At 53.6% G+C, this 26162-nt stretch carries 20 protein-coding genes; 14 read left to right on the forward strand and 6 right to left on the reverse strand.

Going from position 1 to position 26162, the window contains the following annotated elements; translation table 11 throughout:
* Positions 1 to 32 precede the first annotated feature (32 nt).
* The 7 genes from C814_RS09565 to C814_RS09595 all read left to right on the forward strand — a co-directional run bounded on the left by C814_RS09565 (position 33) and on the right by C814_RS09595 (position 7534).
* On the forward strand, positions 33 to 899 hold the full coding sequence (locus C814_RS09565) for an ABC transporter substrate-binding protein (protein WP_016315478.1): 867 nt from the start codon (positions 33 to 35) through the stop codon (positions 897 to 899).
* A gap of 206 nt (positions 900 to 1105) precedes the next feature.
* Entirely contained in the window at positions 1106 to 1804 is a 699-nt protein-coding gene (locus tag C814_RS09570) for an amino acid ABC transporter permease (protein ID WP_016315479.1), read from the forward strand.
* The gene (locus C814_RS09575) at positions 1791 to 2513 is read left to right on the forward strand and encodes an amino acid ABC transporter ATP-binding protein (protein ID WP_016315480.1); all 723 of its coding nucleotides are present in this window, start codon (positions 1791 to 1793) and stop codon (positions 2511 to 2513) included. Before C814_RS09570 ends, C814_RS09575 begins: the two co-directional genes overlap by 14 nt.
* Positions 2514 to 2775: 262 nt before the next feature.
* Complete coding sequence (locus tag C814_RS09580; protein WP_016315481.1) at positions 2776 to 3543, forward strand: TIGR00282 family metallophosphoesterase; 768 nt, start codon at positions 2776 to 2778, stop codon at positions 3541 to 3543.
* A gap of 265 nt (positions 3544 to 3808) precedes the next feature.
* Positions 3809 to 5347, forward strand: a complete 1539-nt coding sequence (locus C814_RS09585; protein ID WP_016315482.1) for an ABC transporter substrate-binding protein — start codon at positions 3809 to 3811, stop codon at positions 5345 to 5347.
* 120 nt (positions 5348 to 5467) lie between these two features.
* A complete protein-coding gene (locus C814_RS09590; RefSeq protein WP_016315483.1) occupies positions 5468 to 5824 on the forward strand; it encodes an Asp23/Gls24 family envelope stress response protein in 357 nt (118 codons plus the stop codon).
* A gap of 48 nt (positions 5825 to 5872) precedes the next feature.
* Complete coding sequence (locus C814_RS09595; RefSeq protein WP_016315484.1) at positions 5873 to 7534, forward strand: DAK2 domain-containing protein; 1662 nt, start codon at positions 5873 to 5875, stop codon at positions 7532 to 7534.
* Positions 7535 to 7571: 37 nt separating this feature from the next.
* On the opposite strand, the gene C814_RS09600 is transcribed toward C814_RS09595, so the two are convergent.
* Complete coding sequence (locus C814_RS09600; RefSeq protein WP_016315485.1) at positions 7572 to 9023, reverse strand: nicotinate phosphoribosyltransferase; 1452 nt, start codon at positions 9021 to 9023, stop codon at positions 7572 to 7574.
* A gap of 234 nt (positions 9024 to 9257) precedes the next feature.
* On the opposite strand from C814_RS09600, the gene C814_RS09605 reads away from it, so the two are divergent.
* The 7 genes from C814_RS09605 (at position 9258) to C814_RS09635 (ending at position 19716) form a co-directional block, all read left to right on the forward strand.
* Entirely contained in the window at positions 9258 to 10544 is a 1287-nt protein-coding gene (locus tag C814_RS09605; protein ID WP_016315486.1) for a glycosyltransferase, read from the forward strand.
* Positions 10537 to 11913, forward strand: a complete 1377-nt coding sequence (locus C814_RS09610; RefSeq protein WP_016315487.1) for an NAD(P)/FAD-dependent oxidoreductase — start codon at positions 10537 to 10539, stop codon at positions 11911 to 11913. The genes C814_RS09605 and C814_RS09610 overlap by 8 nt, the downstream gene beginning before the upstream one ends.
* A 302-nt stretch (positions 11914 to 12215) precedes the next feature.
* The gene (locus C814_RS09615) at positions 12216 to 13763 is read left to right on the forward strand and encodes a hypothetical protein (protein WP_016315488.1); all 1548 of its coding nucleotides are present in this window, start codon (positions 12216 to 12218) and stop codon (positions 13761 to 13763) included.
* 619 nt (positions 13764 to 14382) lie between these two features.
* Positions 14383 to 16053 (forward strand): AMP-binding protein, encoded by a 1671-nt coding sequence (locus tag C814_RS09620; protein ID WP_016315489.1) that lies wholly within the window; start codon positions 14383 to 14385, stop codon positions 16051 to 16053.
* 28 nt (positions 16054 to 16081) lie between these two features.
* On the forward strand, positions 16082 to 18061 hold the full coding sequence (locus C814_RS09625; protein WP_016315490.1) for a PASTA domain-containing protein: 1980 nt from the start codon (positions 16082 to 16084) through the stop codon (positions 18059 to 18061).
* A 65-nt stretch (positions 18062 to 18126) separates the two neighbouring features.
* Entirely contained in the window at positions 18127 to 18942 is an 816-nt protein-coding gene (locus C814_RS09630; protein ID WP_016315491.1) for a sugar phosphate isomerase/epimerase family protein, read from the forward strand.
* A gap of 72 nt (positions 18943 to 19014) precedes the next feature.
* A complete protein-coding gene (locus tag C814_RS09635; protein WP_016315492.1) occupies positions 19015 to 19716 on the forward strand; it encodes an alpha/beta hydrolase in 702 nt (233 codons plus the stop codon).
* A gap of 57 nt (positions 19717 to 19773) precedes the next feature.
* Here the strand turns inward: C814_RS09635 and C814_RS09640 are convergent, their stop codons facing one another.
* The 5 genes from C814_RS09640 to C814_RS09660 form a co-directional block, all read right to left on the reverse strand.
* Positions 19774 to 20643 (reverse strand): radical SAM protein, encoded by an 870-nt coding sequence (locus C814_RS09640; protein WP_016315493.1) that lies wholly within the window; start codon positions 20641 to 20643, stop codon positions 19774 to 19776.
* Between the two features lie 13 nt (positions 20644 to 20656).
* Positions 20657 to 21253: an ATP-binding cassette domain-containing protein gene (locus tag C814_RS09645; RefSeq protein ID WP_016315494.1), complete on the reverse strand. Its 597-nt coding sequence runs from the start codon at positions 21251 to 21253 to the stop codon at positions 20657 to 20659.
* 4 nt (positions 21254 to 21257) lie between these two features.
* Positions 21258 to 22019 carry an ABC transporter permease gene (locus C814_RS09650; RefSeq protein ID WP_031219511.1) on the reverse strand — a complete coding sequence of 254 codons (762 nt, stop codon included), beginning with the start codon at positions 22017 to 22019 and terminating at the stop codon, positions 21258 to 21260.
* On the reverse strand, positions 21997 to 23085 hold the full coding sequence (locus tag C814_RS09655) for an ABC transporter substrate-binding protein (protein ID WP_016315496.1): 1089 nt from the start codon (positions 23083 to 23085) through the stop codon (positions 21997 to 21999). Before C814_RS09655 ends, C814_RS09650 begins: the two co-directional genes overlap by 23 nt.
* 268 nt (positions 23086 to 23353) lie before the next feature.
* Positions 23354 to 26086: a hypothetical protein gene (locus C814_RS09660; RefSeq protein ID WP_016315497.1), complete on the reverse strand. Its 2733-nt coding sequence runs from the start codon at positions 26084 to 26086 to the stop codon at positions 23354 to 23356.
* Positions 26087 to 26162: the final 76 nt, after the last annotated feature.

Raw genomic sequence — 26162 nt, forward strand, 5'->3', positions numbered from 1 at the left:
AATGTATAGAATGGTTAGGGAGGAAATTCGAAATGAAAAAGATTTTGGCAGGCATTCTTGCAATGACCATGGCGGCCTCGCTCGCAGCCTGTGGCGGCAGCAGCGCACCTTCTTCTTCGGCGGCTCCTGCATCTTCCGCAGCACCGTCCTCCTCGGCCGAGGCATCGGCCCCCGCCGAGAGCAGCTCGTCCGAAGCGTCGGACAGCACCCCGAACATCGACCGGATCAAATCCGCTGGGAAACTGGTGATGATGACCAATGCTTCGTTCCCTCCGTTCGAGTATATCGGGGACGATGGGAAGCCGGCCGGGGTTGATGTGGATGTCGCACAGGCGATCGCAGATGATCTGGGGGTTGAGCTGGAGATTCTCGACATGAACTTCGATCTTCTGATCGACTCGCTGAAAACCGACAAGGGCGACATTGCGGCAGCAGGTATGACCATCAAGCCGGAACGTGCGGAACAGGTCGACTTCTCGATCGAATATGTAAAATCTGCGCAGTATGTCATTGTCAAAGCGGGCAGCGGCGTCACTGCTGATGCGCTTGATGGCCTGACCATTGCGGTGCAGGAACTGACCACTGGTGATTTTTATGCGACCGATGAGGTTGCGGCAAAGGAAGTCCTGCGGTTCAAGAGCGGCATTGACGCTGGTGCGGCGCTGTCGGCAGGCAAGTGCGACGCGGTTATCATCGACAAGCTGCCCGCCGAGTCGATTGCTGCCAACAGCAACGGTGCACTGGAGGTTCTGCCGGACTCCCTGACCGAAGAGAGCTATGCGATTGCGGTCAAGAAAGAGTGCCCGGATCTGTTGGATGCGGTGAACAAGGTGCTGGAGCAGATGGTCGCCAATGGAGAAATCGATGAGCTGGTCACAAAGCATATGACCGCAGCGTAATCAGAATGCTGGATACGACAGGCGGGGGTATTTCCGATACCTCCGCCCTGTTTTTTCTCTGAAGTTTACCGATTCACCCGCAATCGGGAGCGTTTTCCTTGCATTTAATCAATATTCATGTATAATTATGATGATACGGTTTGGAAGCGGTGCACAGAGGGGACACAGAGTCCCTTCCTTCGGACATGGAAAGGCTGGAGAAAGTGATGGCGGAATTTTTACAGACGCACTACTATAATCTGTATGTCGCGCTGATTGAGGCAGACAGATGGAAACAATACCTGGAAGGACTGGGGCGCACGCTGCTGATCGCTGCATGTGCAACTGTGATGGGTATTCTGATCGGGCTGGTCGTAGCAGTCATCAAGGTTTCGGCGGTGAACAACCGTAAATTATGGCCGCTCGAGGCGATCTGCAATCTCTATCTGACGGTAATCCGCGGCACGCCAGTGGTGGTGCAGCTCCTGATTCTGTATACTGCGGTCTTTACCTCCATGACCAACGGCACCCCGGTTGCAATCGTGGGATTTGGCCTGAATTCGGGTGCTTATGTTGCAGAAATTTTCCGCTCCGGCATCCTTTCGATCAGCCGCGGGCAGACCGAAGCGGGGCGTTCACTCGGCTTGACCTCCTGGATGACGATGCGTCTGATTGTTCTTCCGCAGGCGATCAAAAACATTCTGCCTGCCCTCTTCAACGAGTTCATTACTCTGCTGAAAGAAACTTCGGTTGCCGGCTATATCGCGGTACGTGACCTGACTAAGGTGGCGGACGGGATCAAAGGCCGGGCGTTTGTTGGGGAGCCGCTTTTCATTGCGGCGGTCATCTATCTGGTACTGGTGGTTGGCATGACCCAGATTCAGAAACAACTCGAAAGGAGGCTGGCGAAAGGTGATCGACGTTAAAAACCTGAAAAAATCCTTTCATGGGCACTGCGTCCTTCAGGGGATTGACGAGAAGATTGAAAAAGGCGAAAAGGTGGTTGTCATCGGGCCATCTGGCTCCGGGAAATCGACCTTTCTGCGCTGCCTGAACCGGCTCGAGGAACCGACCAGCGGGGAGATCTGGTTTGATGGCGTCAACATTGTGGATAAAAAATGTGACATCAATAAGCTGCGCCAGAAGATGGGAATGGTGTTTCAGCAGTTCAACTTATTTGCGCATTTGAGCGTGCGCGAAAACATCACCCTTGCACCGGTTAAGCTGGGGCTGATGACACAGGCGGAGGCGGATCAAAAAGCGATGCAGCTTCTGAGCCGGATTGGACTGGCGGAAAAAGCCAATTCCTATCCGAACCAGCTTTCGGGAGGCCAGCAGCAGCGGATCGCGATTGTACGGGCGTTGGCGATGAACCCAGAGGTCATGCTGTTTGATGAGCCGACCTCCGCGCTCGACCCGGAGATGGTTGGCGAGGTATTGGAGCTGATGAAGCAGCTTGCGTCTGAGGGAATGACCATGGTCGTCGTCACCCATGAGATGGGATTTGCGCGTGAGGTGGGAACCCGTGTTCTGTTTATGGATGGGGGACAGATCCTCGAGCAGAACCCTCCGGATGTCTTTTTTGGCAATCCACAGAATCCGCGCCTCAAGGATTTTCTTTCAAAAGTGCTTTGAGGAAGAACAGGGAGCCTTTTTTGATAAAAAGGCTCCTTCCTACATTTTAGAATCTTTTGGGGACGCTGTATTCTGTGGAGTGCGGTCAAATATGGAAGCCTTTGGAAACCGCATCCTTCCCAATGGCCGGCGAACCTTTCAGAGTGTAGCCGCTGAAGGCGGATTTTGAATCAAACAAAGAAAATCGAGTAAAATTTGGGGACATGGAATATGTCCCTCAAGCCTGTTAAAAACCAGAATACAGGGACTGGATGGTGATTGGATGAATGTATTGTTTTTCGGGGATGTTGTGGGGCAGGCGGGATGTGAGCGTCTGCGCCGGGAACTTCCGCGTCTGAAACAGGTCTGCCAGGCGGGGGTGGTGGTTGCGAATGGAGAAAATTCAGCAGAGGGAAACGGGATTCTTCCGCATAGTGCACGCCATCTGTTCGACAGCGGCGTTGATATCATTACGACCGGAAACCACAGCCTGCGCCGGCGGGAGATATACGATCTGCTGGAGGAGCAGACCGGCGTGCTTCGTCCGGCAAACTACCACCCTTCCGCGCCTGGTTCAGGGGTGTTCCTCTACGATCATCCCGCTTTTTCCCTCTGTGTTATCAATCTGCAGGGAAGGGTTTATATGGAACCGGTGCACCAAAGTCCGTTTGATGCAGTCGATCTCCTTTTGAAGCAGATCGACTGCCCAAATATTCTGGTAGATTTTCATGCGGAAGCGACCGCCGAAAAGCTGGCAATGGGATACTATCTGGATGGCCGCGTTTCAGCGGTAGTTGGCACCCATACGCATGTTCAGACCGCAGATGAGCGCCTGCTTCCAAACGGGACTGCCTACATCACAGATGCAGGGATGTGCGGCGGGCGAGATTCGATCCTGGGGGTTGAACGGGAACGCGCGATTGAAAAACTCCGCACCGGCCTGCCCAAGCGGTTTGCCAACGACCCTGACCGGATCGAGCTGCATGGAGTCCTGCTGCGGTTTGGGAAGGCAGGGAAGGTTGAGTCAATCGAACGAATTGTGGTGCAATAGCCGTAAAGCAGCGGCCGCATCGTGACACCAAGTTGCTTGGAGATGGCGGGATATAGCCAGTGCTTTCGCTATGATCACGAGATTTTACGGGATACTTTCCAAATCTTCATTGAAAATGGAACCTTTATCGGGTATAATAGATTCTGGCAGGTAAACCGCTATTCGGTTTATTCACAGGTCCATGGACCCCAATATTGCTGTATAGATGGCTTATATGTTCCGTCTATGGGTGGGCTGCCCGATTTTGAACCAGATGGAGAACCAGATGAAACAAAGATATTATGCGCTTCTGTTGGCGGTTGCAGTCGCAGTTTCCGGTTGTGCGGTCTCCGAACCTGAACCAGAGGATATTTCTCCGGAGCAGATACCGGTGCCTGCTCCAGTTACTTCGCAGCCGGAGCAGGTGCAGCCGGTCAGTGAACTGCGGTTGGCGTACAGCGCTTCGGACTCGCTCAACCCATATAAGATGAAGACCGAACTGAACCGCCAGCTGATCCCTCTGCTTTATGACAGCCTGACACGGATCGACCCTTCCTACCGGCCTGAAAACCGGCTTGCGGAGTCAGTGACCTATAATGGGAATATTTGTACTGTCAAGCTGCGAAGGAACATCCTTTTTTCGGATGGATCACTGTTGCAGGGGGCAGATGTGGTCTATTCGTTCCGTACGGCGGTCGCTTCAGGGCAGAGCATTGCAATGCGTTTGCAGAATGTCGAGCGATGTGAGGTCGATCAAGAAGGGAACGTCATATTTACCCTTTCTCAACCGGACGCAGATTTTGCTGCGCTGCTTTCTTTTCCAATCATCAAGGAAGGGCATGCGGATGCCGACTTCCCGACCGGAATCAGCCGGTACTATGTTTCCGGGACTTGGGGAAATACCGGTGTTATGCTTTCGGCGAACCCGCTTTATTATGGTGAGAAAGGCTCGATTGAAACAATCCGGTTGGTTTCCTCCACCGATCCGTCCGCACTGGCTTTCTCGTTGAAATCAGGGGAGATCGACCTGCATTACTCTGACTTGAGCGGCTCAGAGACAAACAATCTGTCCACTTCCGGGCGTGTGGTGTCACAAAACCGTATGGTATTTCTTGGAATAAACGGCAGGCAGCAGGGGGTGCTGGCCGAGCCGGCGTTCCGGCGTGCGCTTGATTTGGCGCTGAACCGGGACGAGCTGGTCTCAACTGCTTATATGTCCTGCGCTGAAGTTTCCCGCTATCCGTTTCATCCATCGTTCTACCGGCTCGGAGCCCTCAACCGTTCAGCGCCCCGCCAGCTTACACAGGCAGATGCCCTGCTTGACCGGCTGGGGCTGACACAGACGGATGAATATGGTTATCGGCTCGGCATTTTAGGGGAACCAATTCGGCTGCGCCTGTTGACCAACAGCGAGAACGCGGCCCGCACCGCTGCTGCAACCCTGATTGTCGAACAGCTTTCCCAGATCGGAATTCGTGTAGAGGTGGTCTCACAGTCGTTTTCCCAGTACGAGGAGAGCCTCGCCCGAGGCGGCTATGACCTGTATTTGGGAGAGGTCCGCCTGTTTGAGAATATGGATATTTCGCCGCTGATGAGCGGAGGGGCACTTGCTTATTCGGTGGGGTACAGCGAACAGCTTGAGACACTTTACGCTGCCTATAAGGGGACAGGGGAAGGGTTGGAAGCCTTTTGTGAGGCATTTGAGGCCGAATGCCTGTTTTTGCCATTGCTCTACCGTCAAGGACAAATTTCGTTTAATCGGGAATTTCAGGCAGAAATGATTGCAACAGAGCAGGATTTATTTTATAATATAGTTGAATGGTAGTTTTATACGGGTATTTGGATGATTGCCTGAAAAATCGTCCTGTTTTCAAACTGCTATAGAACCAAGCACTTCCAGCAAAATTGTTTGATTAGAAACGGAAAGAAAAGGGGGACTCAAGATTTGGTCAGCATAGAAAATCAGTATGGAAAAATAGAAATTTCCCAGGAGTATTTCTCTAACCTGGTAGGCAAGGCGGCTTCCGAGTGTTTTGGAGTGGCTGGGATGGTCGGTACTGCGGCGCAGGGACTTCGCTCGGCAATCGCTGGCAGACAGACGCAGGATACCGGTGTCCGTGTGCGCGCTTCGGGCGGCGGCCTGGTGATTGATCTGCACATCACCGTTGTTTATGGGGTGAACATTTCTGCGATTGTCAAAAGCATTGTCAATAAGGTGCGTTATACCGTCGAACAGGCAACCAATCTGGACGTGTCAAAAGTCAATGTTTTTGTCGACGCGATGAAGACCGAGGGCGTCTGATGCATCCTTTCTGAACCGATAATACTGGATATATGGGGGTCAAACATTGTGATTACAGGACAGATGCTCAGGGACGCGTTTATCTCGGGAGCAAACCACATCACGAACAAACGGCAGGCAGTAGATGCATTGAACGTTTTCCCGGTGCCGGACGGCGATACCGGAACCAATATGTCGATGACCGCGTCGGCGGCAAAACGGGAGCTGATCCGGCTCCCGGACGGATCGGATGTCTCCAAGGCGGCGGATGTCTGCGCATCTGCGCTCCTGCGGGGAGCGCGCGGGAATTCCGGCGTGATCCTTTCGCTGCTTTTCCGTGGATTTTCCCGCGGGCTGAAAGATCAGAAGCAGGCGGATGCGGAGCATCTCGTGGCGGCTCTCGAAAAGGGCGTGGAGGCAGCTTATAAGGCGGTAATGAAGCCGACCGAAGGGACGATTCTCACGGTTGCCCGTCTGGCGGCCGTTGCGGCGCGGGAGGTACTCACCGACGAGGTTACCCCCGCCGAGATCTGGAGGGTAGTGGTTTCTGCGGCACAGGAAGCGCTGGACCAAACCCCCGAGCTGCTGCCGGTTCTCAAAAAGGCAGGCGTGGTCGATGCGGGCGGACAGGGCCTGCTGGTGATCTTCCAGGGGATGGCGTCGGTATTCGACGGCAACGGGATCATAGAGCTTGCCGAAGAGAGCGCGAAAAACGACTCGGATTCGATACACCCGGATAAAAACGCAGCAGGGGAGTACGAAGGAGAAATCACCTTCACCTATTGCACCGAGTTTATCATTTTGAAAAAGGAGCGGACAGTAGACCCGCAGCCGCTGCGCACCTATCTTGAGACGATTGGTGACTGCGTTGTAGTGGTTGACGATGATGAGATCATCAAGACCCATGTGCATACCGACAATCCGGGCCTTGCCCTTCAGAAAGCGCTTGAAAATGGACAGCTCACCAATATGAAGATTGAAAATATGCGGGAGCAGTTTGAAAACCAGAAGAAAAAGATCGTGGAACCGGTTTCAGACCAGGGGTTCCGGTATGCGGTGGTCGATCCCTCACGGGAATATGGGTTTGTTGCAGTTGCGGCAGGCAAGGGGATGCACCAGCTTTTCGAGGACCTCGGAGCGGATAACATCGTCTCGGGCGGTCAGACGATGAATCCGTCGACCGACGACATCCTTTCGGCGGTGCACGCGACCCCGGCAAAAACAGTGTTCGTGCTGCCCAACAACAAGAACATCATTATGGCAGCGGAGCAGGCGACCAAGCTCGCGGATCGGAATGTGGTGGTGCTGCAGACCCGGACGATCCCGCAGGGATTGGCGGCAATGCTCGCGTTCGATGCAGATGCAGATGTCAAGTCCAACCAGCTCACCATGCAGAAAGCGTATGAACGGGTTGGGACCGGGCAGATTACCTTTGCAGCTCGGGACAGTGATTTTGATGGGCATAAAATCAAGGAAGGCGAACTGCTTGCATTGGAAAACGGGAAGCTGGCTTTCACCGAGCACGACCTGACCAAGGCGGTTGTCCGTCTGACCAAGTCTTTGGTGCGCCGGGACAGCAGCTTTGTGACCCTGTTATTTGGCGAAGACGTGATTGAAGAGGAAGCCGAGGCAGTCTACCGCGCGGTAAGCGCGAAGATGCCGGAGGATGTGGAGGTTGCGCTCATCAATGGCGGACAGCCGGTTTACTACTTTGTGATTTCGGTCGAATAAAAAATCCCCCGCTGCAACACAGCGGGGGATTTTTAAATCAGTCAGCGCTGATTTTTTCCAGCAGGTCGTTTCGTTCTTTCCATAGCTTGTCGGAAAGGTCCACATAGTAGCGGTGCGGGTGCTCGAACCGTTTGACCTCATCCCAAAGAGTCTCCATCTGAGCGGCGCAATACTGCTTAATCTGTTCCAGCGTGGGCGAATGATAGATACATTTACCGCGCTCGAACACCTGCACCAACAGGCACTCGGCTCGGAAATTGCTGATCGTCTTTTTCTTCCAGGTTGCAACCGGGTCAAAGATGGTAACCGGGCGGGTATCGTCCACGGTTTCATCGTGCATGGTGACATAGTCGGCGATTGCGCGCCCGGTATCCCGGTTATAGAACCGGTAGAGATTTTTGAAACAAGGGGTGGTGATCTTCTCGATGCTCTCGCTCACCTTGATCTTTGGAACGAGGGTCCCGTTCTGCTCGACCGCAACCAGCTTATAGACCCCCCCAAACACAGGATCGGATTTGCTGGTAATCAGGTTTTCGCCTACGCCAAACAGGTCAAGCTGCGCACCCTGAACCAGAAGGTCACGGATCAGATATTCGTCGAGCGAGTTGGATGCCATGATCTTGCAGTCTGGATACCCTGCATCATCTAGCATTTTCCGGGCCTTTTTCGACAGATAGGCAATGTCTCCGCTGTCGATCCGGATCGCTTTGGGCCGAAATCCCAGCGGCTTGAGCACCTCGTTGGCTACCCGGATGGTATTGGGGACGCCGGATTTCAGTACATTATAGGTATCGACCAGAAAAACGCTGTTGTCCGGGTAGAGCTCGGCATAATTTTTAAAGGCTTCATATTCGCTGTCGAACACCTGAACCCAGCTATGTGCCATCGTGCCGACTGCTGGGATTCCATACTCACGGTCGGCAATGACGCAGGCGGTCGAGGAGCATCCGCCAATGTAGGTTGCGCGCGCGCCAAGAATCGCTGCATCGTAGCTCTGCGCCCGGCGTGAGCCAAATTCGGAGACCGGCCGACCGGCCGCTGCGCGCGCAATGCGGTTCGCTTTGGTAGCCACCAGGGATTGATGGTTGATGGTGAGCAGGACCATCGTTTCGACGAGCTGTGCCTGAATGATCGGGCCGCGCACGATCACAACCGGCTCATATGGGAAGATCGGCGTACCCTCCCGCATCGACCAGATGTCGCACTGGAACGAAAAATGCTTCAGATAGTCAAGAAACGCTTCGCTGAACTGACCTTTCGACCGAAGATAGTCAATATCATCTGACGTGAAGCTGAGATTTTGCAGGTATTCAATCAGCTGCTCCAGCCCTGCGAAAATCGCAAAGCCGCCATCATCCGGAATCCGGCGGAAGAACATATCGAATACGGCCTCCCGATCCTGAAATCCGTGTTGGAAATAACCGTTTGACATGGTAATTTCATAAAAATCGGTAAGCATGGTCAGATTTCGTTTCATGTCGATGGACATTGTTCACACTTCCTTACATGTTTTGGCGATATATCAATATCCGCCTGTTATTCTTGGGAAACGGATTGCTTCTTTCGGCGCTGCGTTCTTTTGCGCAGACTTTTAAAGACAGTTTACACCTTTTTTCTGAAAATGGCAACAAATTTATGCGAGTTTCCGGCTCCTACTTGGAATTGCTGCGGGAGTGTGTTATACTATATATTGATTGACTTTACCTGTTCGGGAGTAGAACGTATGAAAATTGCATTGTTTACCGAAACCTATCTTCCCCATATCAATGGGGTTGTCACCCATGTAAAATCTTTAAAGGACGGCCTTGAGCAGCTTGGGCATGAGGTGCTGGTCGTAACGGCGGATGCCGACGCCCATCGGCATTATATCGCGGACGGGGTGCTTCATTGCCCGGCCCACACCTCCGAACGCTTTTACGGTTATGGGGTTGCCATGCCGCTCTCAACCACCCGTCTCAAGATGGTCAGCCGGTTTCAGCCGGATGTGATCCATGTCCACAATGAATTTGGAATCGGGCTTTCCGGGATCATGATTGCACGCGTGCTGCGGATCGCACTGGTTTATACCCTGCATACGATGTATGACGAATACATCTATTATGTTGCGCCGCAACCCCTTGCACCAATGGCGACCAGGCTCTCACACAAGTATACAAAGCTGTTTGCAAAATCTGCACAGGCTCTGACCGGTCCCTCGAAAAAATGTGAGGAGTATTTCCGCAAAGAGGGGGTCTATAAAACGGTGAACGTGATCCCCAATCCGGTTGATCTTGAGGCATTTAATCCCGAAAAGATCGACCCGGTTAAAAAAGAGGCATTCCGGGAGCGGTTCGGATATACCGAACAGATGATGATCGGCATCTTTGTGGGGCGGCTGGGGCGCGAAAAAAGTGTTGATCTTCTGCTGCACCACTGGAAGGAAACCATCCAGCCAGAGGAGCAGATTCGGCTTTTGATCGTTGGGGACGGGCCGTGTAAGGAGGAACTGGAGGCACTCAGCAGGGATCTCGGAATTTCCGATATGGTTACCTTTGCGGGAAAAATTCTGCATGATGAGATTCCCCCATACTTTGCAGCCTGTGATTTCTATATCACAGCGTCCACCTCGGACACCAACTCGATCTCAATGCTCGAAGGGATGGCAACCGGCCTCCCGGTGCTACAGATCACCGACCCGCTCAATGAAGGGCAGGTGCGGGATGGCGTAAACGGGTTTATATTCAGCTCTGCACAGGAGATGGCTGAGAAGATCCGCCTGCTGCGTGGAATGACAGAGGAGCAGCTTTCCAGCCTGCGCGCATCTGCACGCCGTTCGGTCGAGAAAAGCGGTGCGCTTGACCTCGCCAATTATGTCATCAAGGTCTATCGCAATGCCCTGCGGGAGCGTACCCGCAAGAACCATCCCTTCCGGCTCTACAGCCGAGCACTTCGCAAAAAAAGGAAAAAACTCCGGCTCAACCGGCCGAGATTTAAGATACACCGGAAAGGAGACTCCGAATCCCATGTCTAAACAGTATGATGTAGCCATCATTGGTGGTGGGATCAGCGGTTTGATGGCCGCCTACCGCCTCACCGAGCGCAACCCCGCCCTTTCGGTCGTCCTGTTTGAGAAGGGGCATCCACTAGAGCGCCGTGTCTGCCCGATTGTCGCAAAGAAGGTGTCCACCTGCATCAAATGCAAATCCTGCGCCATTATGGAGGGCCTTGCAGGTGCGGGTGCATTTTCGGATGGAAAATATGTCATCAGCACTGAATATGGCGGCTGGCTGACCGAATTTCTGCCGGATGCAACGGTGATCGACTATATTGAGCAGGCGGACAGCATCCTGGTCAGCTTTGGGGCGACCACCGAACGGTTCATGCCCAATAATGAACTGAAAAAACGCTGCCTGGAGTTTGACCTTCACATGAGCCAGGCGCAGCTCAAGCACCTGGGGACCGACTCCAACTTTGATACAATGGTGCATCTGGTCAATTCTCTGCGGGATAAGGTGTCCCTGCTGACCGGCACCTGTGTCACCAATGTAGACAAGAACTCCCACACAATCGAGTTTTCCAATCAGGATGGGGAGCAGACCTGTACTGCCGACAGGATTATTTTTGCGGTTGGACGGGCCGGCAGCCTGTTCTTCTCCGACTGGTGCGAACGGAACCAGATACCGCTTTCCAATAATCAGGTAGATGTTGGCGTGCGGGTCGAGCTTCCTGCAATGGTCTGGGAGGACTTCGCCAAAAAAATCTATGAACCGAAAATCCGGTACCGTTCCAAACAGTACGGTGACATCATCCGTATGTTCTGTTTCAACGACCGCGGACTGGTTGTTACCGAAAACACCAATGGGGTACTTACCGTCAATGGGCACAGCTATCGGGATGAGTCCCGGAAAACCCAGAATTCCAACTTTGCGCTCCTCTCAACCACCAATTTTACCCAGCCATTCCGCGAGCCGATCGAATATGCGCGTCATGTTGCGTCTCTTGCCAACCTCATCAGCGGCGGCAGCGTGCTGGTACAGCGGCTGGGGGATCTCGAAAACGGGCGGCGGACCGATGAAAAGCGGCTGCGGCAGGGGAGTGTCCGTCCAACTTTGAGTGCCGTTCCAGGTGATTTGAGCCTTTGTATTCCGAAACGGCAGCTTGACAACATTGTGGAAGCTCTGCATGCACTCGATCAGATCGCTCCGGGAACAGCCAACTATGATACGCTGCTTTATGGCATCGAATGTAAATATTACTCTGCGCGCCCGAAAGCGACCGAATTTGAAATTGATGGCTGCAAGGGTATTTATGCTGTTGGGGATGGTGCAGGTTTTACGCGTTCCCTCTCTCAGGCGGCTGCAAATGGGCTTTATGTCGCGGACCTCTTAACCCGTACGTGAGAGGTCTGAAAAACCGTCTCATCTTTGGAAGGATGGCCCCCACCAGTTTGCTGGTGGGGTTTTCTTATTATGTAAAGGACGGGATGGTTTCCCATCCTTACAGGGTTGGCTGCCCGCGCAGGATGCGCGTTTTCAAACGGTTGGCAGAACCCTGCCGAAGATAGTATGTGCAGTCAGCCGGAGGCCATACAGGAAAATATATCCAATCCGCTGTTTCTTGAGAAAATTCAAAATGTCGAAAAATTGAAATTCAGGTCGAATTTTGCTATAATGGACTGAGAAAGACAGCGGAGGGATTACAGATGAAACGATGGGTTCTGGGGATTTGCTTCCTATTGGCCTGCGTCCTTTGTGGATTTGAAGTATACGCATCTTCCAGCCCTTATATTGATACATGTGATTCTGTGTCAGGCGATGCGGTCAAAACCTACAGCGGTTTTGGAGCGCAGATTTCAAACTTTTCTGACTTCTCGGGCTGGTCCGCCTGTCCGGATCAGACGGTGCTGCCCATGCGGGAGCAGGCGCAACAGGCATCGGCGATTTATCAGGTGCGGGGAAGTGAGACAGTCCAGGTGAGCGTCTACGTCAAAAATGGTTCGTTTGCGATGCCAACCTCTTATGGAGGAAAATATGGAGCCTATATTCTGGGGGAGTCGGAGCGAGGCGCACTCTCGGATGCAATACGCTGCCATTATGATGCTGTGCAGGATCGGATATTTCTGGTGGACGGCGGAAAAGCATATCTTCTGCGGGCAGCTCCGATCGGCCTGTATTTTTCGGAAACAGATCAAGAGGGATTGCATCTTCCCAATCCATTTTATGGGGTAAACATCGCATATTCACCAGATGGCAATAATTTTTTTGATCTATCACAGGTGCGGCTGACCTCTTATCGGAAACAGGCCAACGGATTCTACTACCACGAGACCTATACCGCAGAGATTCCAGCGGGTGCGTCCTATGTCAGGATTCAGCTCCAGAAACATCGGGCGGTCCCGGGGTTTGATATGCCGGATGCACCTGTGGAGCAGAATCTGTTCCTGCTTTCGGAAGTCGCATTTTATGGGCAGTCTCTAGAGGTTGGGCCGGAGATGCCGGCTCCGCCATCCTCTTCAGAGGAGGAGCCGTCCGGGTCGGAGTCGTCCTCATCCAAGGATGATGCGGCTTCTTCGGAGCCCCCGCCCGTTTCCTCCGAAGGACCATCCTCTTCTTCGGAGACTTCTACGCCGGAGGAACCGCCCTCTTCCTCGGAACCGTCCGACCCAGAGAAACCGCCTTCTTCGGAGCCATCCATCCCAGAGGAACCACCCTCTTCCTCGGAACCGTCTGTACCAGAGAATCCACCCTCCTCTTCGGAAGGTCCATCTATTCCGGATTCGCCGTCCTCTTCGGAACCAGGAGATATCTCCTCCGGTCCATCGGAGCAGCCCAATCCTTCCAGTTCGGAACCGCAGCAGAGCGCGGAGGAACCAATCCTCGGACCGGACCCTGAGCGCAGACCGCGTCCTCACCGCCGCAGGAGCCGTAATACAGAGGAACCAGAGGATGAATCGCCGTTGATTATGTGGGGGTCGACGGACAACAATTTGCCGCCTGCCCCTGTGATTATGATGCAGCAGCCGCAGGTTCAGCCTCCAATATCTGCGCAGGAGCAGGATCAAACCGAACCACAGGATGGAGAATCTACACAACCAATATCCTCCAGTCCGCAGGTTATCGTCCGTACGATGGGATCACAGGTGGATACAGACCGGAAAAAGGAACTTCCGGCGGTTTCGACTGGGGCGGCAGCAGCGGGAATGGCTGCGATGTTTCTGCTTGGAAAACGATGGAAATCATCTCAGAAATAAGAGATCCGAATAACGGGAAAAGCTGGGGATCGCGGGGGAAGGGTCTTGATCGAAACAGAGTATGGGCTTTCTATAAGAAACAGGCGTCTGTAAGGGTAAAGGCGAAGGTTTTTTCCCAGTAGTCTGCAAAAAGGCAGATACCGCTTGTTGCAGAAGAAAAATATGGCTCACACCAATCATGAACTTGAAAGCAAGGGAATAAAACGGCTTTCCCAATACTTCGCTTATAAAAATCCGACAAATTTCTTTACAAACGAGCTGTCAGCGTCTATAATAAGGTCTAACGAACAAACCGCTTTGCGGTTTATAATCGAAGCACTTGAAAAGAGTCCTGCCGATTCTTTTTAAGCCTGTGGCGGTATCGCTGCAGAGAACTGCCGTAAAGCAGCCTTGTGCTTCAGTTTACGTAGTCATATCGAGCATGCAAAGCGTGCTCGTGGGATTTCCGGCCGCTTAAAGGCAGACAATGCCTGTTTTTAAGTGTTTTGGTCATATCTGCGGGCTTTATGGCCCGTAATGATTATGAATGCTTGGCAGAGTGCTTCCGTGCCATGCGGACGTTTTGCGGCGAGCAGGCTGGGGAGGCCGAAATCCCGATGACGATAGGGAGGAAAATACGGTGAGTGAATTAGTATCTATCACGGTTGGCGGGCTGCTGGAACAGGTAGCCCGCCAGTATCCGGACGATCAGGCGATCAAATATATTGACCGCCCGTTCGATATGACATGGAAAGAGTTTGATGATGAGGTCAACCGGATCGCTAAGGGATTCCTTGCGATGGGGCTTGGACATGGAGATCATATCGCAATTTGGGCGACGAATGTGCCCGAATGGCTGCTGGCTCTGTTTGCTTCGGCAAAGATCGGGGCAGTACTGGTGACGGTAAACACCAACTATAAGGTGTTCGAGCTGGAATATCTGCTGCGGCAGTCCGACTCCAAAGCGCTGGTACTGATTGATGGGCTGAAGGATGCCAATTATGTTGAAATCATCAATGAACTCTGCCCGAAGCTCCGGGACACCAGACCGGGGGAGTGCAGCAATCCGATGCTGCCGTTTCTGAAATATGTGATCTATGCAGGCAAGGAGGAAACGCCTGCCGGCATGGTTGGCTGGAATACCATTGCGGAGCAGGGAAAATCGGTTTCGGAGGAACAGTTCCGTGAGGTGTTCAGCCAGGTGGACCCCCATGATGTGACCAATATGCAGTATACCTCGGGAACCACCGGCTTCCCGAAGGGGGTCATGCTGACCCATTACAACATCGTGAACAACGGGAAGTGCATCGGGGACTGCATGAAGTTCACCCACGAGGATAAGCTCTGTATCTGTGTGCCGTTTTTTCACTGCTTTGGGTTGGTGCTGGCGGTTATGGCGAGCCTGACCCATGCAACTGCAATGGTGCCGGTTGAGACCTACCGCCCCACCGAGGTGATGAAGGCGATCCAAAATGAGAACTGTACCGCTGTACATGGGGTCCCCACCATGTTTATCGCGATGCTGGAACACCCGACCTTCCATGATTACAAATTCCCGCGCCTGCGTACCGGGATCATGGCGGGTTCCCCCTGCCCGATCAAGGTGATGCAGCTGGTGGTTGACAAGATGGGGATGAAGGAAATCACGATCACCTATGGACAGACCGAGGCATCCCCTGCAACCACGATGACTACCACGGACGACAGTCTGGAACTGCGGGTCACGACGGTGGGCAAGGCGATGCCGTTTGTCGAAACCAAGATCGTCGATCCTGAAACGGGCGAAACCCTCCCGCCCAATACACCGGGCGAATTCTGTGCGCGTGGTTACAATATCATGAAGGGCTATTATAAGATGGAAGAGGCTACCCGCCAGGCGATCGATGAGGATGGCTGGCTGCACAGCGGTGATCTCGCGATGGTTGATGAAAACGGTTATTACAAGATTACCGGCCGGATTAAGGATATGATTATCCGTGGCGGAGAAAACATCTACCCGAAGGAGATCGAGGAATTCCTGTATACCCATCCGTTTGTGCGTGATGTGCAGGTGATCGGCGTCCCAAGCCAGCAGTATGGGGAAGAGGTCTGTGCCTGTGTTATCCCGCGCGCATGGGAGGATGGGCTGACCGGCAAGGATATTCAGGACGCAGTGCGTGAAAATATGGCGCGGCATAAGGTGCCGAAATATGTGCTCTTCATGGAGAGTTTCCCGATGACCGCCAGCGGCAAGATTCAAAAGTATAAGCTGCGGGAGATGGCGGTTGAAAAGCTCCACCTGGAGAGCGATGCGGCGATTGAGACCGCATAAACCTTTGAATTAGGAGTGTTTTACATAGATGGCAGCCAATGAGTATAGGCTATGTATGGGCTGTATGTCTCCGAACTTTGACGGCGGCGTTTGCAGCGTCTGTGGATACGATCAGAATACGCCGGGAGACCCGCGGTACTTGCAGCCCTGTACCACCCTTGCAGGACGTTATGTGGTAGGCAGGCTGGTCGCCAGCGACCCGGAGGGCGCTTGGTATGTTGGATACGATTGTGACGAGGAACTTCGGGTTTGGATCCGGGAGTATGTCCCCTCGAACATCACCCGGCGTCAGACTGACGGCGAGGTACAGCCGCTTCCGAGTTCGGAGGCGCAGTACAAAGCGTTGATGGCAGATTTTGAGGATCTCTGCCGCGCGATTGCCGCGCTTCCTCCAACCGAGAAGATCCTTCCGGTTACCGGGGTTGTCCCTGCCAACAATACCGTTTATGCGGTTTACCGTTATATCAAAACCATCTCGCTCGAATCGTTTTTGCAGCGCAGTGGCGGGCATTTGAGCTGGCGCCACACCAAAAAGCTGCTGATGCCTTTGTTCCACACGGTTACCAGTGCGCATCGGGCGGGATTGATCCATCGCGGTCTGTCCCCGCGCACCATCCACCTTGACCAGTCGGGGGCACTTTGGTTGAGCTGCTTTTCGATTGCCGCCGCCCGCACCAATAAAAGTGAGATTTCCGCGCAGCTGTTCACCGGTTATGCTGCGCCGGAGCAGTACTCGCTGAACAGCTGGCAGGGGACATGGACCGATGTTTATGCGCTCGGTGCCTTGGCATACTGGGCAGTCACTGGGCAGAACCCGCCTTCTGCGCAGGATCGTGTCTATGGGGACGACCTGCTCGAGGAGGGGCAGTGCCCGGATATGCCCGAGAGCGCTGTACGGGCGATCAATCGAGCGCTGGCGGTTGAGCTGGAGGACCGTACCCAGACAGCGGAAGCATTTATCGCTGACCTTCTTGCAAACGAGGGGTCCAACACCGCTGTCTATACTGCCCCCTCCAAGCGTTCAGCACCTGACGCACAGCGGGTTGAGGAGGAACGCCACCGCGCTGAGATTTTACAGGCGGCGGCCAACCGCCGCCGGGAAGAGCGCCTTTCACCGGCGCAGGAACTGGACTACGAAGAGGGCATCGACCTGATGGCAGTCCGGGAGGCGCCGCGTCCGGACCCTGCCGCTTCGGTTTTGCAGTCGATGCCCCATGCCAGACAGGAGCTGGAACCGCGCCGGCAGCAGCGCCCTGCACAAAATATGGGAAAACGCCGCAAGCGTAAGCAGAAACGGTCCCATCCGTTCCTTTCGTGGTTTTTGACCCTGCTGCTCGCGACCGGTGCACTCGCAGGAGGATTCTATTGGATTGCGAGCAATTACCTGAACGACCTGCTCAACCCGTCCTCTCGGCCGAAGCAGTCAAGCAGTTCCGAAGTCTCGTCAGGAGAGAGCTTCTCAGATGACGACCTGCTGGAGGAAGGCAAGGTTCCCCCGCTGGTGGGCAAGGTCGCCAGCTCGGTGAAGAACAACAAGGAACTGAGCCGCCGGTATGAGATTGATTATGTAGAAAAATACAATGATAAGTATGAGGAAGGCGTGATCTTTGACCAGCAGCCGCTGGAAGGAACAGAGCTGGAGGAAGGCGGAAAGCTGACTTTGTTTGTTTCCCAGGGAGCGGAGCGGATTGAGATGCCGGAAGTTGTGGGCAAGGAGATCGAGGAAGCGACCGGACTTCTGGATGGGCTGGGAATCAAATACAATCTGATCCCGGTACAGAACAGTACTTATGAGCCGGATGTGATTGTCCGCGCCGACCGGGAGCCTGGGACCATGTTGGACAAGAACCGGGATACTGTGATGCTTTATATCAGGGAATCATCGGATAAGAACGATGATGACGATGACGAGGATGACCGGGAAGAGGACGACCGCAGTTCTTCAAGCAGCAAAGGGACAGTTTCCCGCGGAAAGGGCGGCATCAAGATTGTCGACCGGGTGGACTGAACCGAAGCAGAGCAGAAAAACCAAAATGGAAACCGCCGGATTGCCGGCAGAAGAGGTGGAATTCGATGAAAATTGCATTTTCAACACTGGGATGCCCCGGATGGTCGTGGAATGAAATTTTTGCGACAGCCAAGGATATGGGGCTGGATGGAATCGAAATCCGCGGTGTGGGCAACGAGATGTTCGCACCGAAGATCAAAGCACTGGATGAAGCGCATATCGGACGCACCAGAGAACGTCTGGAGAAAGCAGGGATGACCATTCCGATGCTGACTTCCGGGGCGTGTCTCGGGCTGATTGGGGAGGTTGACAGCTATCTGGAGGAGGCAAAAGCCTATATTGACTGCGCCTCCCGGATCGGCACGCCGTTTGTGCGTGTGGTGGTGACCACCAACCCCGCCCCTACCGATGAAGAGGATTTACTCCAGGCCAAAGCGCTCTATGACCAGCTTTGCAATTATGCGAAGGGGAAGAATGTCTGCGTTTTGATCGAAACAGCGGGAATGCTGGCGGATAGCCGGGCGATGAAATCGTTTATGCGCGGGGTAGACCCCGAATCGGGCGGGGTTCTCTGGGACCTGCACCATCCCTACCGCTATTTCCATGAGGCCCCGGCAGAAACCTATGCGCTGATCGGCCCGTGGGTGAAGTATATGCATGTCAAAGACTCGGTGGTCCAGGACAAGAAGATTGTTTACCGGATGATGGGATACGGGGATGTACCGGTGTTCGATGCGCTCAAACTGCTCGACGACAACGGTTACACAGGGTTTATCTCGCTTGAGTGGGTGAAACGTTGGAACCCTGATCTCCAAGAGCCGGGAATCGTATTCGCACACTTTATCAACTATATGAACTTCCTGAAGGGACAGCTCAAGTAAAAATTTACAGCCGCAGCAGAGGATGTCTGTTGCGGCTGTTTCCTGTATATTTTAAAATGGAGGAAGGCTTTTATGGAAAAGAAAGCGTTACAGATCAACGGGATTCCGTCTGTTTTATGGGGGAACCCGTCGGAAAAAGGATTTATTGCAGTGCATGGAAATCAATCCCATAAGATGGACCGGCCGATCGAACTGCTGGCAGAAAACGCCTGTGCACGTGGGTATCAGGTTGTGAGCTTCGACCTACCCGAACATGGGGACCGTAAGCAGGAATCCACCCTCTGCAAGGTACAGAACTGCGTGGAAGAATTGAGGGAAATTCTGCAGTATGCAGAGAAAAATTGGAAGCAGATCCGCCTGTTTGCCAACAGTATGGGGGCGTATTTCAGCCTTCTGGCATACGCCGGGGCGGCTCTGGATGGGGCATGGTTTCTCTCGCCGGTTGTGGATATGCAGCGGATCATCCAAAATATGATGGGGTGGTTCCACGTAACCGAACAACAGCTCCAGGAACAGCAGACAGTTGCTACACCGATCGGGCAGACTTTGTATTGGGATTACTATGTTTATGTGCAGACACACCCGGTCTGTGAATGGGGGATACCCACCCATATTTTGTATGGCAGTCGGGATGAGCTGTGCGAAGCGGATACCATCTCCAAGTTTGTCAGGCAGTTTTCCTGCCAGTTAGAGACAGTGCCGGAGGCCGAACACTATTTCCATACCCCAGAACAGCTGCAAGCACTGAACAGATGGATGCAGAAAACTTTTTAAAGAAAGTCAGCCGGAACCATAAAATGGTTCCGGCTGCTCTATATGGGAAGAAAACGCTCAGAATCCAAGCTCGACCGCCGAACGGAACCGGCGTTTTCCGGCGAGCGCCTTGTCGAGCTGGGCAATCATCGAAACGCGGTCAGCATTCAGCGTCCCTGCCAGCGGCAGATAGTTGGATGCATGATTGGAGCGGAACACGCTGCCCTCACTGTCGATATGCTCGAGCAGCAGACGGGTTTCGCGCGCAAGGGCGGGTGGGTCCATCAGGGTCAGCTCGCCGTTTTGCACCCATTCCTGAAGCGGGGTGCCCGAGTAGACCCGCAGAGTCAGCAGACCGATATAATCTGGTTTCATCGCCGAGAGTGCATGTGCGGTATCGACTGCATGCTGTTCCCAGCGCTCCGCGCCCCCCAGGCCATTGATGACTGTCACCGAGAGGGCGAGACCGGCATCCTTTATCTTGCGGCCTGCTTCTACAATCTCGGCAGCGGTTTCTCCCTTGTTCATCAGGGCCAAAATTTCCTCATTGCCTGATTCCAGCCCCAGATAGGCGATCCCAAGCCCGGCCTGATGCAGTTCAGCGAGCTGTTCCGGAGTCTTGCTCTTGATGCTCCGGGGAGAACTGTAGATGCCGACCCGCTCGCACTCCGGGATCTCCTCACGGATTTTTTTGAGGATTTTCAGCAGATGTTCCTGTGGCAGGATCAGCGCATCGCCGTCCGCGAGAAAGACACGCCCGATCTGGGGATAGGATGCCCGCGCGATATCGAAATCCTCAAGCACCTCCTCAAGGGGACGGACGCGGAACTGTTTTTCCTTATACATGTTGCAGAACGCACACTTATTGTGAGAGCATCCGATGGTTGCCTGTACGATCAGGCTATAGGCTTCACTGGGAGGGCGAAAAACACGGCCAGTATAACGCATAGATTTTCTCTCCTTATTTTTCAGATAGGATAGGTGGGTCCGGCATCCGGAAGAGACGCCCCTGCATCCGTTCGGTCCCTCTGGGGTTGTGGCTGACCAGAAAAACCGTCTTGCCAGCGGTTTTCCGCAGCAGGTACGCGGCGGTTAGCCGTTCGGTTTCCGGGTCCAGACCTTTGAATGGTTCGTCGAGAAAGAGCAGATCAAAATCTGCGAGCAGCGCGCGTACGATTGCAACCCGGCGCTTCATCCCACCGCTCAATTCCCTGACAGGCTGCTCCAGACACCCTTCTAGCCCCACTTCCGCAAAAGACTGTTCGATTTGGGGGCGGGAGAACCGGTTGGCACAGACCAGGCGGATGTTAGACACTGCGCTGAGGTTTTCGCAGAGACGGTCTTCCTGAAATACTGCGCTGATCCGTTTTCCCTGAACGCCGCAAATAGAACCGTTGTCAGGAGGCTCCAGACCCATCATCAGGCGGAGAAGAGTGGTTTTCCCACATCCGGACTTGCCCATGATGCAGATGGTTTCTCCCTCCGGAAAGGAAGCGGAGAACCGGCAAAGCACCTGTTTTTCCCCATATGTTTTGGAAAGCTGGTTAATCTCTATCATCAGGTCACATCCTTTCGATGGTCTGGAGAAGGAGGTGAAGCCCGAACAGGAACAATCGCTCGAACAGGAGGCTTACCAGAAGGATTACAACCGTCCATGCGAACAGGTCGGGGGTATCAAGGTAGATTTTGGCCTGATAGAGGTGTTCACCGATCGAGCCTTTGGGAATCCCGATCACCTCGGCAGCAGCGCCCGCTTTCCAGCAAAGCCCCAGCGAAACGGTAACAGCAGAACGCAGATAGGGAAGTACCTGAGAAAGATAGATGTACCGTACACGGCGCAGCGGCGGCACGCCGAACAGTTCTGCCATCTCGAGCAACTGTGGATCGGTACTTCTGATTCCTTCGAGCAGGTTGGTATAGACGATCGGCAGTACCATCAGAAATGAGATAAAGACCGACAGGTTGCGGGAAGGGATCCAGATTAGGCAGAGGATGACAAACGAGGCGACTGGCACCGACTTAACCGTCAGCAGGAGCGGTTCGAGCAGGTCACGTATCGGGCCGCAGAAGGAGGCGGCAGCGGCGAGCAGACAGCCGGCTGACAGCGCAAGCAGGAACCCGGAGACAATCCGGACGAAGGAGAACAGGATCGCACGCCAGAACGACGCTTCCTGCATGAGTTCTCCCAGCCGGATCAAAACCGCAAAAGGGGAGGCGAGCAGGATTTCCTGCCCCACAGCCCAGCTTGCGGCCTGCCAGACCATCAGCCAGAGAGCCACCGCCCAAAGGCGGATCGGGCGTTTACCGGCTGTAGTAGAACGCATCATCCGGGAGGGCGCCTCCCACCGCTTTGGGGTTCTGTTCCATCAACACACCGAGATAACCGCCAAGCATCGACTGCATCTCAGCCCCCTCAATGCAGGTGATGTTGCAGTAAGGCAGGGCTTTTTTTGCGACCGCGGCAGGCACGATGTCCTGTTTTTCAATCAGCGCAGCGGCTTCTTCAACATTTGCATTGACATAATCGGTTGAGGATTTATACTCGTCAAGGAATGCAGCAACCGCCTCCGGGTTCTGGTCGGCGAACTCCTTGCGGATGACAACCACGCCGGTAATCAGCGCGCTTTTTTCCTCTGCATCCTCCTGCACTTTTTCCCATTCTTCAGTCAGGTCGAGCGCGATGCGGATATTCTCATTTTTGGCCTGTGCGGTGGTAGCAAATGGCTGGGGCAGCAGGGCGATTCCATTTTCAGTCTGGGCGATCGCGGCAACACATTCGGAGTGCTCTGATTTATACTCGATCGTCACATCCTTTTCAGGGTCAATGCCATTTGCGGAAAGGAGATAGTCGAGCGCGTATTCCGGGGTTGCGCCTTTGCCGCTTGCGTAGATGGTTTTCCCTTTCAGGTCAGCGACCGACTGCACCGAATCCCCCGTCTCAACGATATAGAGTACGCCGAGCGTGTTGACTGCCAGCACCTGTACTGCGCCGTCTGTACTATTATAAAGCACAGACGCAAGGTTGGCGGGGACAGCAGCGATGTCGTATGCACCCTGCACGATTTTTGGGGTGACCTCATCAATCGCAGCCAAGATCGTAAAGCTGTATTCGTTCGCGGTATCACCTGCTTCGGCATCCTCCATCAGCTTAACCATGCCCATTGCGGTCGGGCCTTTGAGCGCACCGATTCGGATGGATGTTTTTTCCGCAGGGGAGACGGGCGGTTCAGAAGAAGCCGCCGGCGCGTTCTCGCTCGCGGCAGGCTCACTTGACGCGGGTGCAGACTCGGATGGCGCAGAAGAAGAGGGGGCGGCCTTCCCACCCGAACAGCCGGGAAGGGCGCCGCAAAGAAGCGCTGCAGACAGCAGAACCAGGAGTATTTTTTTCATGTTACATCATCCTTTCAACAGTATCCTTTTGTTACATTGCTCCGAAATTGGCGTCAAAATTCACTGATGTCATCTGCATTCTGGTATAAAAATGCATAGATATGCAGCCATATAGCACTGCTTCTGGCGGCTTCCTGCGGCCAAAAGGCTGCGGACTCCAAAATATTCTTCTGAAGCATTTCGATTATAACAGGAATCCAGACAAAAGGGAACCCCCGTCTGTGAAAAAACAGACGGGGGAAACGTCCAACCATTTTAAATCTGTAGATTACCAGGCACCGGTGCTGGGATTGACCTTGATGAAGTTCGGAGGGGTGGTCGGTTTATCTGTATTCCCGGGTTTGCTGGGTTTGGATGGTTTTACCGGGTCTTCTTTCGGGAGATTTGCGCGGCCTTCCGAGATGATATAGGTGCCGAGTGAGCGGGTGCGCAGGCTGATTACCTGATCGCCGTCTTCATTTTTTCCGGCGGTGAAGGTGCTTGACCGGTCGACCAGCTCCCCGTCAACAAGTTCGTAGACATAAAGGTCGGTAAGTGGGACGGTCAGTCTGCCATCCTCATCCACAAATGGGTTATAGATCTCAAGGGTAGCGCGGGAGGTTGCGGGCAGCTTGGGGTTTCCGACAAAGTCAAACATGAATGCATCAAGGTCAACGCTGCCGAAGTATTTGTCATAACTGCGGTTCCAACGGGTCGAGAGGGCGGGGCAGTAGAAATCCGAATCGCTGTCCGCCAGGAACTTGACCCGCGCGATTGCGCCGTCGTTGTTCTCCCATGTGACAGTGTTCCATGCGTTCTTGACCGGCTTTATCACGATCCCCTTATCTCCGGCATTGAAAGTTGCATCGTCATCATCGTCGATGTTCTCATTCTGAATCCAGAAGGTGAAATAGGTGGTCATCGTTTCGCCGCTCTTGAAGTTGGGCTTCACATCGGTTTCAGCCTTCTGGTTGGCATTGTAGAATTCCAGCTTTTCTTCGGTGTCTTTCACCGCAGCATTCAATGCTTTTTCCGCATTGTCCAGCTCTTTTTTTGCAGCATCCTGTTTGGATTTCGCATCATTCAGCGCTTTCAGCAGCTGCGCAGTGGTTGCCTTTGCGTTATTCCAGGTTTGCTCTGCCTGTTTCATCTGTTTTTCCAGATCATCGGCCTGCGCCTGATCCCGGGCCTGTTTTTTGTCCGCGACATTCTGGTTTGCGGCATTTAAAGCGGTCTGGGCATTGTTCTTCGCGGTTTCCAGTGCGGGGAGCTCGGCGTTGGCCGCGTTATAACTCGCCAGTGCAGCTTTCATCGGTTCGTCGCTCGGCGGGGAGATACGTGTCTGGTTGGCCTGCACCTGATTCAACACTGTTTGTTTCTGGTTCACGATCTCCTGTTTGGTTGTGACATCTGTCTGTATGGTGTTTACGTTTGCCTGTGCGGCGGTCACATTCGCTTGCAGATCTGCGATATTGGCTGCATAAGTGGTGGCCTTGAGTGTGGTAATCGTGGTGTATACAGAATTCCAGTTATTGGTATTATCTGCATTGGTGACACAGAGTGGAATATGGGAGTTGGGATTTGCATTGTTGGGGTCGATCAGGGTGTTATACGCCTGAATTGCAGTGTTTGCTAGCGCAATTGCATCCTTCAGAGCCTGCACCTTTGCGGGGTCGGGAGTTGGGATAGCGGGGGTAGTAGGAGCGGTATTCTTTGGAGGTTCTGGGGTTGGCTCCTGCTGTTTCGGCGGTTCGGTTTCCTCTGGCGGCTCTGGATCGTCCTGCTCTTCTGGTTCTTGCAGCTCATCGGACGGTTCTTGCGGCTCATCGGACGGTTCCTGTTTCTCCTCATCAAGTGCATTGTCCAGGTCAGTCTCGAGCGGTGCATCATCAAAAGGTTCATCGTTCATCCGCAGCAGGGAAGCGGTAACAGCAGTTGGAGCTATCGAATTTGTGACAGCCTGTGCAGCGGCCTGGACCCCATTTGCTGCGACAAACACCGCATCAAAGCTGGTTCCGATCTTGAGCGCAGTGTTTGCGGCATTCAGTTTGTTTTGGGCATTTGTCAGCTCGCTCTGCGCGGTGGACAGGGCATTCTGCGCGGCTACCAGTTCATCCTTGGCGTTCTGGATCGCATCCTCACTGGAGGCGGCTTTCAGATAGTCGGCATACTGTTTGTCGTACGCAGCTTTTGCGGCATCATAAGCGGATTTCAGCGTTTTGACCTGTTCTGCTTTTTGATTATAGTTTGCGACAGCCTGATTGTAGGCGGCTTGGGCAGCAGCCTGCTCTTTGACTGCCTGCTGATATGCGGCTTCTGCATCTGCCAATGACCCGCGGCCGCGCTGGCTGTTTTCATGGGCAGCTTTTGCAGCATCATAAGCTTTTTTTGCTTCCGCTTCTTTCTTCACAGCTTCGTCATACTTGGCCTGCGCCTGTTTGACCGTTTCAGAAGTGGCATCGTAGGCAGATTTTTTGGCATTGTAGGTTTCACGCGCTTTTTTTTCGGCTTCGACCGCTTTTTCATAGGCGGCTTTCGCGTTTTGCAGAGAACTGGTTGAGAGACGGCTGGTCTCGACCTGGAGCAGCGGGAATTCCCGGCCTGCCAGTGCTTCCTCATAGTTGACGACCACAAGGTCCTGCATGGCGCGGAACTGGGCTTCCATCTCTATTTTATATTCGTCTGCGGTGAAGTTATCCTTGATCGAGAACTTGATACAGGTGTACCGCGCGCCGTTAAACACCTTTTCAATCAGGTCCGCGTCGCTGACGTATTTTCCGTTGGTCTTCTTTTTCAGCCGGAACCGGACGGTGTTCTTTTTGGTGAGGATGTTGTATCCGTCATCCGATTTTCCGATGATATAGTAATAGTCGCTTCCTGGCCGGATGGTGTCATACCGGTCGGCGGCAAGGTTGCCATCTGCATCTACAATCTGTCCAACGATGTTTTTGGCCGCAAAGGCAGAAACCTGCAGGGTGAGGATGCAGGAAATTGCCAAAAACAGGGAAATTAGTTTTTTCATTTGTTACGCCTCCTTCGAATCAGGTGGTAAATGATCCTTTGGTCATTTAGTGCCGCTAATCCGGGAAATGACTGCA

The organism is Anaerotruncus sp. G3(2012) (genome assembly GCF_000403395.2).
In the GTDB taxonomy this organism is placed as follows: Bacteria; Bacillota; Clostridia; order Oscillospirales; family Ruminococcaceae; genus Anaerotruncus.